Origin of the sequence: Streptomyces sindenensis (genome assembly GCF_014649035.1) — a bacterium.
GTDB lineage: Bacteria > Actinomycetota > Actinomycetes > Streptomycetales > Streptomycetaceae > Streptomyces > Streptomyces sindenensis.
Map to the genome: position 1 here is coordinate 254,880 of NZ_BMSG01000001.1, position 13,533 is coordinate 268,412.

At 74.5% G+C, this 13,533-nt stretch carries 6 protein-coding genes; all 6 read left to right on the forward strand.

What is annotated here, in order from left to right:
- Positions 1–56 precede the first annotated feature (56 nt).
- From IE145_RS01145 to IE145_RS01170, 6 genes are read left to right on the forward strand one after another with little or no spacing between them, the layout of a single operon-like run.
- Positions 57–1,505 (forward strand): MFS transporter, encoded by a 1,449-nt coding sequence (locus tag IE145_RS01145; RefSeq protein ID WP_373296559.1) that lies wholly within the window; start codon positions 57–59, stop codon positions 1,503–1,505.
- Positions 1,450–4,752: a type I polyketide synthase gene (locus IE145_RS01150; protein WP_189517953.1), complete on the forward strand. Its 3,303-nt coding sequence runs from the start codon at positions 1,450–1,452 to the stop codon at positions 4,750–4,752. The genes IE145_RS01145 and IE145_RS01150 overlap by 56 nt, the downstream gene beginning before the upstream one ends.
- The gene (locus tag IE145_RS01155; protein ID WP_229825176.1) at positions 4,749–10,508 is read left to right on the forward strand and encodes a MupA/Atu3671 family FMN-dependent luciferase-like monooxygenase; all 5,760 of its coding nucleotides are present in this window, start codon (positions 4,749–4,751) and stop codon (positions 10,506–10,508) included. Before IE145_RS01150 ends, IE145_RS01155 begins: the two co-directional genes overlap by 4 nt.
- Complete coding sequence (locus IE145_RS01160) at positions 10,505–11,806, forward strand: M18 family aminopeptidase (RefSeq protein ID WP_189517955.1); 1,302 nt, start codon at positions 10,505–10,507, stop codon at positions 11,804–11,806. Before IE145_RS01155 ends, IE145_RS01160 begins: the two co-directional genes overlap by 4 nt.
- A 48-nt stretch (positions 11,807–11,854) precedes the next feature.
- A complete protein-coding gene (locus IE145_RS01165; protein WP_189517956.1) occupies positions 11,855–12,601 on the forward strand; it encodes a thioesterase II family protein in 747 nt (248 codons plus the stop codon).
- Between the two features lie 26 nt (positions 12,602–12,627).
- Positions 12,628–13,500, forward strand: coding sequence for an SDR family oxidoreductase (locus tag IE145_RS01170; RefSeq protein WP_189518581.1), 873 nt, complete (start codon positions 12,628–12,630; stop codon positions 13,498–13,500).
- The last annotated feature ends 33 nt before the right edge of the window (positions 13,501–13,533 follow it).

A 13,533-nucleotide genomic window follows, 5' to 3' on the forward strand; every position in this document is an offset into this window, starting at 1 on the left:
CGGGAGTCTCCCGCCCGGCACCCGCGTTCGACGAGTATGAGCGGGTGACTTCCGGAATCGAGAGTGCGGACGGGCCGACGGCGGACGAGCCGGACGACGGATCTCGAATGCCCCGGGACACCGCGGTCTCCGAGCGCCGTTTTCGATTTCTGGTTGCCGGATACGCGGTGTCTTCCTACGGCACATTCCTGAATATGGTCGCGCTCAATCTCTTCGTCTACGAGACGACGGGCCGGGCGCTGGCCATGGGGCTGTTCATGGCGGTGCGGCTGGCCTCCGGATTCGTCGCCGGACTGGTCGTCGGCGGACTCCTCGCCCGATTCAGCGCGAAAAGCATCATGCTGTGGGCGAATGTCGCACAGGGCGGCGTGATGCTGCTGCTCATCCTGGCGCCGGAGAGCCTGGTGACCGGGGCGTTGATGACCGTCTCGGTGGTGATCGGGGCGTGCGGGACGCTGTTCATGGTGGCGTTGCGCAGCTCGATCCCGGAGATGGTCGGCGAGGACCGCAGGGCCTGGGCCAACTCCCTGTCGATCACCGGCCGTTCGCTGGCCATGGTGGCGGGGTTCGCGTCGGCGGGCGTGGTGGTGTCCCTCGTCGGGTACACCGCTGCCTTCCTGCTCGACATGGCGACGTTCGTGATCTGCGCGGTGACGGTGGCCCTGCTGCCGATCGCGGGCGGCAAGGGAGCCGGCACCGGAAGGCCCGGGGAGGCCGGGAAGCCCGGGACGGCGGAGAAGCCCGGGACGGCGGAGAAGAGCGAGAACGGCGGGAAGGGCGGGCCGCGGTGGCGGCCGGTGGCCTTCCTGGCGCTCGCCGCCGCTCCCGGTCTCGGTCTGATGGTGGCCCTGCGCGGGGTCGACGCGTTCGGTTCCTCGTCCCACAACGCGGCCCTGCCGATCTACTCGACGTCGCTGGACGCATCGAACCCCGCGGTGTTCGTCAGCGCGTTCTGGTGCGTGTGGGCACTCGGCAACATCGGCGCCCAGCAGGTGATCCAGCGGTACACCCAGCGCACCGGCAAGACGGTGGGGGCGCTCGGATTCGGCTACGGCACGGTGGTGATGTCGGCGGCGTTCATCGCGGCGTTCGCCGGGTTCCCGCTGGCGGTCACGGCGGTGATCGCGCTGGTCGCGGGGGCCGCGGACGGCCTCACCGAGGTCGCGTACACCTCGCACCTCCAGACACTTCCGGCCACCTTGCGCGGTCACGCCTTCGGTCTTTCGGCCACGTTCGAGAACCTGGGTTTCGGGGTCGGCATGATCCTGGTGGCGGCGGCCCTCGACCGGTTCTCCCCGCTGTCCGTGGTGGGGTGGTCCCACGGCGCCGCCATCGTCGTCGCCGTGGTGTTCCTGCTGCGGGTGACGGCGCTGCGACGGGCGGGGACCACAGCTCCGACGGAACGCGCGGGCGGGGCGGAGCAGGCGGGGCTGCGAAAGGAACAAGCCGTTGAGGGACGACCGGATCGCGGTGATCGGGACGGCGCTGAGGTTTCCCGGGGCTGACACCCCCGAGGCGTACTGGCGCGACATACGAGCGGGCAGGAGCCACGTACGCCGGTTCACCCGGGCCGAGTTCGCCGCGGCGGGGGTACCGGCGGCGGAGTACGAGCAGCCGGGGTTCGGCGGCGCGAGCGCGCCCCTGGCGGATGTGGACGGTTTCGACGCCGGGTTCTTCGGGATGAGCGGGCGGGAGGCGGAGCTCACCGATCCGCAGCAGCGGCTGTTCCTGGAGTGCTGCTTCCACGCGCTGGAGGACGGGGGGTACGCGGGCGGCGAGACCCGGTACGCGAGTGGCGGAGGTCGTGACGCGGGCGCCGGAGGTCGTGACCCGGGCGGCGGGAGTCGTGCCACGGGCGCCGGTGGTCGTGCCACGGGCGGCGGAGGTCGTGACACGGGCGGCGGCGCCGGTCCCGTGCGGATCGGGGTGTACGGCAGCTCCGGCTATCGGCTCTACTCGCTGCACAGCTATCTGGCGAACCACCTCGCGGCCGAGGCCGGCTCGGGCGACTGGATGACCGCCAAGCAGGTCCAGGTCGGCAACTACACCGACTTCACCGCCACCCGGGCCGCCTTCCGGCTCGGTCTGACCGGCCCCGCACTCACCGTGTCCACGGCCTGTTCCAGCGCCCTGGTCTCGGTGCACCTGGCCTGCCAGGCGCTGCGCGCCGGGGACGCGGACCTGATGCTGGTGGGCTCGGCCGCCCTGCATCTGCCGCAGGTCAGCGGCCATGTCCCGGTGAAGGGCTCCACGCTCTCCCCCACCGGCACGGTCCGGGCGTTCGACGCGAACGCGGACGGCACGGTCGGCGGGAACGGGGCCGCCGCCGTCCTCCTGAAGCCGCTGGAGCGCGCGCTGGCCGACGGCGACACCGTGCACGCGGTGATCCTCGGCTCGGCGGTCACCAACGACGGCGCGGACAAGACGGTTGACGGCCGCTCCCGCCACGGCGGGTTCGCCGCTCCCGGGGTCACCGGGCAGCGGGACGCGGTGCTCGGGGCGCTGCGCGCGGCGGACGTGGACGCGGCGTCGATCGGCTATCTGGAGACGCACGGTACGGGCACGCTGAAGGGCGATCCGATCGAATTCGCCGCCCTGACCGAGGCGTTCCGCGCGCACACCGACCGCACCGGGTTCTGCGCGCTCGGCTCGACGAAGCCCGCGATCGGCCATCTGGACAGTGCGGCGGGGCTCGCGGGGCTGATCAAGGCGGTCGAGGTGCTGCGGCACGGCATCGTGCCGCCCCTGGTGAACTTCGCCCGGCCCAACCCGGCACTGGCGGTGGACGACGGTCCGTTCCTGCTGCCGGTACGGGAGCGGGACTGGCCGCTGGCGGGGGTGCGGCGGGCCGGTGTGCACGCCATCGGCATGGGCGGGACGAACGCCCACGTGGTCCTGGAACAGGCCCCGGAGCCCCTGCCCGCCTCCGCCGCACCGGCGACGGCTCCCGTGCCCGCGCTGCTGCCGCTGTCGGCCGCCGACGGGGACGCGCTGCGGACGTACGCCACCGCCCTGCGGGACCACCTGACGGGCGGGGCCCGCCCCTCCCCCGCCGATCTGCTGACCACCACCGCGCTCGGGCGGCGGCTCCTGCCGCACCGGCTGGTGGTCACGGCCGCGGACCCGGTGGCCGGGCTGACGGCCTTCCTGTCCGGGGCCCCGGCGGGCGAGGCGTACACGACCGGGGTCGCCGACGGCGTACGTGATCCGGCGCCGGTGTTCCTGTTCAGCGGGCAGGGCGGCGGCCACCCGGGCATGGGCGCCGGACTCGCCGCGCGCTTCCCGGTGGTGGCCGAGGTGCTGGAGTCCTGCGCCCAGGTGTACGCGGAGGAGACCGGGCGGGACGACTTCCTCGACCGGATCGTCGGCGGGCGCGGTCCCAAGCAGTGGGACACCGCCTTCGCGCAGCCCGCCCTCTTCGCCCTCCAGCTCGCCCAGGCCCGGCTGTGGGAGCGGCTCGGGGTCACCCCGGCCCGGGTCGCCGGGCACAGCGTCGGCGCGTACGCGGCGCTCTGCGTGGCCGGGGCGCTGGACACCGAGGACGCGATGCGGCTGGTCTGCGGGCGCGGGCGGCTGATGCGGGAGCGGTCCGCCCCGGGTGCGATGGTCTCCGCGTTCGTCCCCCGGGCCCGGGTGCGGGAGCTGCTGGCGGCCGTCCCCGGTCTTGAGCTCGCCGTGGTCAACGGCACCACGCACCACGTGCTGGGCGGCTCCCCGGAGACGGTGGACGCGGCGCGGAAGCTGCTGGCGGGGCGCGGTGAGGCGTACGAGGTGCTGGCGGTGGACCGGGCGTTCCACACGGCGCTGCTCGACCCGGCGCTGGAGGAGTTCCGGCTGCTGGCGGAGAAGACGGAACCGCGCCCGCTGCACACGGAGTTCGTCGACGGGATCGACGGCACGGTCCGCCCCGCCGGATGGCGGCCGGACGCGGCGTACCTGGTCGCGCAGGCCCGCCGCACGGCCGACTTCGCCGCCGTGCTCGGGGAGCTGGCCGCGTCCCCGCTCCTGCTGGAGCTGGGCCCGTCCGCCGTGCTGACGGGCCTGGTCCGCCGGGCGCTGCCGGACGCGGTCTGCGTACCGACGCGCGACTGGGAGCGGGCGGTGGCCGCGCTGCACTGCGCCGGGTCCGCGGTGGACTGGGCGGCGCTGCTCGACGGCTGCGGCGGCCGGCGCGTCCGGCTGCCCTCGTACCCCTTCCGGCGGCGCTCCCACTGGCGGGGCCCCGCACCGTACGCTCACCCATCCCCACGCTCCACGGAGGACCGCATGACCGAACAGGCCGTACTGGAAAGGGTGCTGGAGCTGACCGCGCGCCATCTCGGCCACCGGTCCGAGGAGGTCTCCGCCGACCGCACGTTCGTCGGGCTCGGCGCCGACTCGCTCCAGCTCATCGGGATGTTGCGGCAGTTGGAGGCGGAGTTCGGCACGGAGATCAGCATGCGGGAGGTCCTGGAGGAGGCGGGCACGCCCCGGCTGACGGCGGCGCTGATAGCCGGGCGGACGGCGCCCGCGACCGTGCCGGTTCCGGTGGCCGCGGACGCCCCGGAGAACGCGGAGACCGCTGAGACCGCGAGGACCGCAGCGGTGGCGGCACCCGTGGCCGACGGGCCCGGGTACGCCACCCGGGCCGAGGTCGCCGCCCTGTCCGAGCAGATACGTCAACTGGCCGACACCCAGACGGCGATGCTCACCCAGCTCTCCGAGGCCGTCGCCCTGCTGACGGCCCGCGCCAACGGGACGGACGCCCGATGAGTGCGGCGACAACCGGATCTGCCGAGGCCGTGGCCCGGGCGGCGGAGCTGTCACGCGCGCTCACGGACCGGATCGCGGCGGCCCGCGCGCAGCTCGCGGCGGCCACCTCGGATAAGGCCCCGGCACAGGAGAGGCCCGCCGAGGCGAGCGCGCACGGCCCCCGGCTCGTCGTGGACGCGGCGGGCGGCATGGCCGGGGCAGGGGCCGACGAGGCCCAGCGGGCCCACACCGCGTCGCTGATCCGGCGGTTCACCGAACGTACCCGCACCTCCAAGGAGCTGGCCCAGCGACACCGTTCGGTGCTGGCCGACAGCAGGGCCGTCGTGGGGTTCCGGGACGCCACCAAGGAGATGCTGTATCCGGTCGCCGCCCGCTCGGCGCACGGCGCGCGGCTGGTCGACGTCGACGGCAACGCGTACACCGACATCACCATGGGCTTCGGCGCGCTGCTGCTGGGCCATGAGGCGGAGCCGGTCACCGAGGCCGTGCGCCACCACCTCGCCGACGGGCTGCGCTTCGGCCCCCGCTCCCCCGACACCGGCGAGGCGGCGGCCCTCCTCGCCTCGCTGACCGGTCTGGAGCGGGTCGCGTTCGCCTCGTCCGGTACGGAGGCGAACTCGGCGGCGATCCGGCTGGCCCGGGCCGCGACCGGCCGCGACAAGGTCGTCATGTTCCGGGGCTCGTACCACGGGCACATCGACTCCGTCCTCGGCCGCCCCGGCGGCCCGGGGCAGCACGCGGTGCCCGTCTCCCGGGGCATCCCGGACAGTGCGGTGGCGGAGCTGATCGTGCTGGAGTACGGGGAGCAGGAGTCCCTGGAGACGATCGACGCCCTCGGGGACACGATCGCGGCCGTGCTCGTGGAGCCCGTACAGTGCCGCAACCCGGGCCTGCGCCCTGTGCAGTTCGTGCGGTCGCTGCGGGAACTGACCGCGCGCCGGGGGATCGTGCTGCTCTTCGACGAGATGCTGACCGGGCTGCGGCCCCACCAGCGCGGCGCGCAGGACCACTTCGGGGTGGTGCCGGACCTCGCCACGTACGGCAAGGCGCTCGGCGCGGGCTTCCCGATCGGCGCGGTGGCCGGGCGGGCGGATCTGCTCGACGGGGTGGACGGCGGGTTCTGGCGGTACGGGGAGCCCGGCGGGCCCACGCGCGAGACGACGTTCATCGGCGGTACGTACATGCAGCACCCGCTGTCGATGGCGGCGGCCCGCGCGGTGCTCACCCATCTCACCGAGCGGGGGCCCGCGCTCCAGAGCGGGCTGAACGCCCGCACGCAGGCGCTCGCGGACCGGCTGAACGCCTTCTTCCGCGACGAGGAATTCCCGTTGGAGCTGGCGCACTTCGGGTCGATGTTCCGCTTCAGGCACCGTGCCGACCTGGAGTTGCTCTACCACCACCTGCAACTGCGCGGTGTGTACGTGTGGGAGTGGCGCAGCTTCTACCTCTCGACCGCCCACACGGAGGAGGACGTGAACCGGGTCGCCGAGGCCGTGGAGGGGTCGCTGCGCGAGCTGCGCGACGGCGGGTTCTTCCCCCGGTCCGCTCCCCGCCCGGCCGCGGCGGTGAAGCCGGTCGACGTCCCGCGCCCCGCACCCGACTTCGGCGTCTACTTCTTCGGGGACTACCCGGAGCCGGAGACCGGAGAATCCGCCGAGGCCGACAGGACCGGCCCTCCGGAGGCGTACGACGCGCTCTTCGAGACCGTGCGATTCGCCGACGCGCACGGGTTCTCCTCCGTCTGGCTGCCCGAACGGCACTTCGACTCCTTCGGCGGGCTCTTCCCGAACCCCTCCGTGCTCGCCTCCGCCCTGGCCGGGCAGACCGAGCGCATCCGGATCAACGCGGGCTCGGTGGTCCTGCCACTGCACGATCCGGTGCGGGTCGCCGAGGAGTGGTCGGTGGTCGACAACCTCTCCGGCGGGCGGGTCGGCATCGGCTGCGCCACCGGGTGGCACGCCCGGGACTTCGCCCTGCACCCGGACCGGTTCGCGGACCGGCGGCGGATCGCCTTCGACCACCTCGACGAGGTGCGCCGGCTGTGGCGCGGGGAGGCGGTGCGGCGGCGCACGGGCGAGGGCGCGGAGGCGGAGATCCGGATCCGGCCGCGTCCGGTGCAGGAGGAACCGCCGTTCTTCCTGGCGACCTCCGGGCAGCGGGCCTCGTACGAGGAGGCGGCCCAGCGCGGTCTCGGGATCGTCACCAACCTGATGAGCCAGACCGTGGAGGAGCTGGCGGCGAACATCGCGCTGTACCGGCGTACGCGGGCGGCGTGCGGGCTCGACCCGGACGCCGGGCGGGTGACGGTGCTGGCGCACACGTACCTCGGCGACGACCACGCCACCGCCCGGGCCGAAGCGCTGGAGCCGATGGTGCGCTACCTGCGGTCCTCGCTGCTGATGCGCTCGGCGGCGACGGCGGCCGGGCAGCGGCACGAGGACGTGGCGGCGGCGAGCGAGGAGGACCTGGACTACCTGTTCCGCCGGGCCTACGACCGCTACTGCGACCGGCGGGCCCTGATCGGTACGCCGGACAGCGTCGCCCCGTTCGTGGCCGCGCTGCACGGGGCCGGGGTGGACGAGATCGCCGCGCTGGTCGACTTCGGGATGGACCGGGAGCGGCTGCGGTCGGGGCTCGACCGGCTGGATGTCCTGCGCCGCCGGACGCGGGAGCGGCTCGGCCGGGCCCGGGACGGCCGAGCGCAGGACGCCGCGGACGTCGAAGACCACCCGGACACCCAGGTCGCCCGTGGCCGGGAGACCGTCGCGCCCGCCACCTCCGCCCAGCGGCGGCTGTGGCTGGCCGCGCAGTTGCTGGAGAACCCGGCGGCGTACAACGAGACCCAGGCCGTACGGCTGCGCGGCCCGCTGGACGTGGTCGCGCTGCGGGCGGCGGTCGACGGCCTCGTCGAGCGGCACGCGGGGCTGCGGACGGTGTTCCGGGGCGAGGACGAGGCGGGCGTCGTCCAGGTCGTCAGGGAAGGGCTCCGCATCCCGTTGGCGGTGTCGGACGCCCGGGGGAAGGACCCGGACGAGGCGGTGCGGGAGCTGCTCTCCGAGGAGAGCCACCGCGCCTACGACCTGGCCGGGGGGCCGCTGTTCACGCCCCGGCTGCTCCGGCTGGCCGAGGACGACCACGTCCTGGTCCTCGGGATGCACCACATCATCACGGACGCGCACTCGGCCGCGCTGCTCGCCGGGGACCTCCGGGAGCTGTACGCGGCGGCCCGCGCCGGACGCCCGCCGGTCTTCGCGCGGCCCGCCGGGACGACCGTCGGGGCCCCCGAGCCGCCGCACGACCCGGCCGACCTGGCCTGGTGGCGCGAGCTGCTGGGCGAGAAGCCCCCGGTGCTGGCCCTGCCGACGGACCGGCCGCGCGGGCGCCGGGTGGCGGGGCGCGGCGGGGCGGTGGCCCGGACCGTGGGCCGGGAGCGGGCGGACCTGCTGCGGGAGTGGAGCGGGCAGCAGGGCGTGACCCTGTTCGCCACGCTGTGCACGGCCTGGCAGTCGGTGCTGCGGCGGAGGTCGGGGCAGGACGCGTTCCTGCTGGGCACGACGTTCGGGCGGCGACGGCCTTCGACGGCGGACACGGTGGGCTTCCATGTGGCCCTGCTGCCGCTACCGCTCTCCGCGACGGACGCCACCCCCCTGCCGGAGGCCGTACGGGCCACCGGCCGGGCGTTGTTCGCGGCGGAGGAGCACAGCGGGGTGGACCTGGACGCGCTGGTCGCCGCCGTCCACCCGGATCCGGGGAACCCCCGGCCGCTGATGACGGTTTCGGTCGATCTGGACCGCGCGGCGCTGGCCGGAATCGACCTGCCCGGGCTGCGGGCGGAGGCCGTGGCGGCCGGGACGGAGTCGGCGCCGCTGGAGCTGGCGCTGATGGCCTCCCACACCCCGGAGGGGGGCCTGCGGCTGCGGCTGCGTTACGACGCGGACCTGTTCGACGCGGCGACGGCGGACGGGTATCTGACGGAGCTGGACGCACAGCTGGACGCGATGGCAGCCGTACCGGACGAGGGGGCCACCCCGGACGAGGAGGCCGCGCCGGGCAGGGAGGCCGCGGCCCCGGACGAGGAGGCCACCCCGGACGAGGGGGCCACCCGGGACACCGCCGCTCTCGTCCGCGCGGACTGGGAGTCCGTCCTCGGCGTGCGCGGCTTCCCCGACGACAGCAACTTCTTCGACCTGGGCGGCAATTCGATCGCCGCGATCCGCCTCGTGAACCGGGTCCGGGACACCCTCGGCGTCGACTACCCCATGGCGGACTTCTTCGCAGATGCCACCCTGCGGGCGATGACCGAACAACTGGCGGGTGACGAAGGACCCGGCACGGCGAGGGCGGCAGCGGCCGAGGAGCCCCCCGTCGTCGACCGCGCCCCCGTCAGCGACCAGCAGGCCCGCATGATCGCCGGGCACCACGCCATGCCCGACCCCGCCGTCTGGAACATCCCCACGCGGATCACGTTCACCGGGGCGCTGGATCCGGCGGCCCTGCGGTCCGCCGTGTCCGGGGTGATCGCCCGGCACGACGCGCTGCGGACCCGGTTCGTCCAGGGGGACGCGCCGAACGGGCCCTGGTGGCAGGAGGTGGTGGCGGCGGAGCCGGTGCGGCTGCCGGTGGAGGACCTGACGACGCTGCCCCCCGGTGAGCGGCGGCCCCGGGCGGACACCCTGTGCCGGGCGGACGCGGCGGCCCCCTTCGAGCTGGGGCGGCCCCTGATGCCCCGGCTGCGGCTGCTGCGGGTCGAGGAGGACCGCTGGCAGCTGATGTTCGTCCTGCACCACGTGTGCGCCGACGGCTGGTCGCTGTCCTTGCTGCTCGCGGAGATCGCCGCGCTGTACACGGCGGCCGCCGCGGGCGTCCCGCACGGTCTGCCCGACCCGGCGATGCAGGCGCCCGGGTACGCCCGGTGGCAGCGGGAGCACCACGAACCCGGGACCGAGGAGGAACGGGCCGCGTTCTGCGCCCGCTATCTGGACGGGGTGCCGGCCGCCGTCCCCGTACCGACGGACCGGCCGCGTCCGCAGCAGCTGAGCGGGCGCGGGGACACGGTGCGCGGGGTCGCGTCGGGCGAGGTGCGGGCGGCGGTGGAGAAGCTCGCCGCCGATCGGCACACCACGCCGTTCGCCGTCGCGGCGGCCGCGCTCGGGGTGTTCCTGACCCGGCTGTCGGGCGAGGAGGACACCTTGCTGAGCGTCCCGTACGCCAACCGCGAGGGCACCGCGTCGGAGTCGCTGGTGGCCATGACGTCCACAGCGGTGATGGTCCGCGTACGACTGGATTCAGCCAATCTTGCGGAGACGTGCGCGGAGCTCGCGGTGCGTACGGGCGCGGGTGCGCTCGGCGCCATGGCGCATGTGCTGCCCACGGCCCGCATCATGCAGGCGATGCGGGACGCGGGCGCTGTCAGCGTCCCCGACCGGGTGCCGCACGTCCTGGCCTTCCAGAACTCCGTCGACACGGACATCGAGATCCCCGGGCTGCGGGTCGAGGTGGCCGATCTGGCACCGCCGCTTTCCCGCAGCGAGCTGTGCTTCGGGCTTGCGCCGCGCCGGGACGCCGCGAAGGGTTATCGAACGTTCCTGGAATTCTCCACCGACCTGTGGGACCACACGACCGCCCACAACCTGCTCGCGTCGTACACCGACCTGCTCGCGGAGTTCTGCGCCCGGCCCGACCGGCCGGTGCGCGAACTCCTCGCGGAGCGCCCCTCTCAGCCACTGCCGAACACCGGAAAGGCGGACGCCGTATGACTCCGGCCCCCCACCGCAGCCACACCGACGACCTGCTCTCCTTCATCTCCGCGAGCCCTTCTCCGTACCACGTGGTGGCCAGTGCCGCCCAACGTCTGGAGAAGGCCGGATTCCGTGAACTGCGCGGCACGGACGACTGGACCGGCGCGACCGGCGGCCTGTTCGTCAGCCGTGCCGGGGCGCTGATCGCCTGGTACGTCCCCGAGGGCGCGGCCGCCCACACCCCGTTCCGGATCGTCGGCACCCACACCGACTCGCCGAACCTGCGGATCAAACCCTCGCCGGACACCGGGACTTCGGGGTGGCGGCAGATCGGGGTGGAGATCTACGGCGGGGTGCCGCTCAACACCTGGCTCGACCGCGACCTCGGCATCTCCGGCCGGCTCGCCCTGCGCGGCCCCGACGGTGTGCCGCGCAACCGCCTCGTCCAGATCGACGAACCCCTCTTGCGTGTACCGCAGTTGGCCATCCATCTGGACCGATCGGTCAACGAGGGCGTGGCGCTGGACCGGCAGCGGCACATCGCACCCATCTGGGCGCTGGGCGAGCCCCGGGAGGGCGAACTGCTGCGCCGGGTCGCGGCGGCGGCCGGCGAGGACCCGGCGGACGTGCTCGGCTGGGACCTGATGCTCCACGACATCCAGCCGCCCGGATACCTGGGCGTGGACCGGGAGTTCGTGGTCGCGTCCCGGCTGGACAACCAGGTCTCGGTGCACGCCGGGGTGACCGCGCTGGTGGACGCGGCGACGGGCGCCACGCAGCCGGCGTTCATCCCGGTGCTGGCCGCCTTCGACCACGAGGAGGTCGGCAGCGGCTCCGAGACGGGTGCGCAGAGCCCGATGCTGGAGCGGATCCTGTCCCGCTCGGTGGCCGCGCGCGGCGGCAGCGACGAGGACTGGTCGCGGGCGCTGGCGGGCGCGTTCTGCGTCTCCGCCGACATGGCGCACGCGGTGCACCCGAACTACTCCGAGCGGCACGACCCCGACCACCGCCCGCTGCCCAACGGCGGCCCCACGGTCAAGGTGAACGTCAACCAGCGGTACGCCACCGACTCCACCGGCATCGCGATGTTCACGGCGGCGGCCGAGCGGGCCGGGGCTCCCTGGCAGCCGTTCGTCTCCAACAACGCGATGCCCTGCGGTACGTCGATCGGCCCGCTCACGGCGGCCCGTCTCGGTGTCACCACGGTGGATGTCGGGGTGCCGGGCCTGTCGATGCACTCGGCGCGCGAACTGTGCGGGGTGCGCGACCCGGGCCACCTCACCGCGATCCTCACGACGATCATGGTCGGGGACTGACCGGACTCCGGCAGAAGATCCGCTGGTAGAGAGAGAACAGGAACGATCGTGGCCGACGAAGACACCGTCCTCATCTGCCTGCCCTTCGCCGGGGCGGGCCCCTCCTTCTTCACGCCCTGGCAGAAACGGGCACCGGAGGGGCTGCGGATCCTCCCGCTCTCCCTGCCGGGCCGCGAGAAGCGCTTCCCCGAGCCCGCGTACGACGCGGCGGCCCCGGCCGTCGACGACGCGTACGCGCAGGTGACGGCGGCGCTCGGCGGAGCGGACGGGGACGGCGGCGGCCCGGTCGTGCTGTTCGGGCACAGCATGGGCGCGGTGCTCGCGTACGAGCTGGCGCACCGGATCGAACGGGCGGGCGGACCGGTCCGCCTGGCCGCGCTGGTCGTCAGCGGCGCGCCCGGCCCCTGGACGCCGCGCACGGACCGGGCGGACGGGCTGCCGGACGAGGAGTTCGCCGCCCGGGTCCGGGCGTTCGCGGGGTACGACCATCCGGCGCTGGCGGACCCGGAGATGCGGGAGCTGCTGCTGCCCGCGCTCCGGGCGGACGTCCGGCTCCACGAGACGTATGTGCCGTCCACGGACCGCCCGCTGAGCGTTCCCGTCATCTCCGTGCGGGGGCGGGAGGACACCCTCGTGGGGTCGGCGGAGGCGGCCGAGTGGGGCCGGGCGACGACGGGGAGGCTGACGGTGGCCGAGCCGGCCGGCGGCCACATGTATCTGGCCGAGCGGCCGGACGACCTGCTGGAGCTGGTGGCCGCCGAGGTACGCGCGGCGAGCGAGGCGGGGGGCCGGTGACCGGCGGTTTCGCCGGCCCGGGAGCGGTGACCGGCGGCGGAGCGCGTACGGGACCGGCTTCCGGCGGCGGTGCGGGGCGGCTGGCCGGGCGGGCGGCCCTGATCACCGGCGCGGCGCGCGGTCTCGGCCGGGCCTGTGCCCTGGCGTTCGCCCGCGAGGGGGCGGACCTGGTGCTGCTGGACGTGGCGGGCGAGCTGCCCGGGGTGCCGTATCCGCTCGGCTCGGCCTCGCAGCTCGCGCACACCGCGGACCTCTGCCGCGAGGCGGGGGCCGCCGTGCTGAGCCGGCAGGCCGACGTCCGGGACCTGGCAGCGCTTGAGGAAGCGGCGGAGGCGGCCGAGGAGCGCTTCGGGCGGATCGACGTACTGGTCAACAACGCCGGTATCGCCGCCCCTTCGGGCCGCCCGGCGCACGAGATCACCGAGGCCGAATGGCAGTTGATGATCGACGTGGACCTGGGCGGCGCGTGGCGGGCGATCCGTGCGGTGGGGGCCCGGATGGTCGCCCGGGGATCCGGTTCGATCGTCAACGTGGCCTCGACGGCGGGGCTGGTGGGCTACCGCCACTTCGCCGGGTACGTCGCGGCCAAGCACGGCCTGGTGGGCCTGACGAAAGCGGTGGCTCTGGACTACGCGCCCCGCAAGGTCCGGGTCAACGCGGTCTGCCCGGGCTCGGTACGGGACGACGCGGCGATGGAGGGCCGGATGCTGGCGGAGATCGCCCGGTCGCTGGAGGTGCCGGTGGCGGAGCACGAGGAGACCTTCGTCCGGGACCAGCCGATGAACGCCCTGGTGGAGCCGGGGGACGTGGCGGAGGCGGTGCTCTGGCTGGCCACGGACGCGTCCCGGCAGGTGACCGGCAGCGTGATCACCGTGGACGGGGGCTTCACCGCCCGCTGACACCCGGTCTCCCCTTCACTCGCGAGGAGTTGT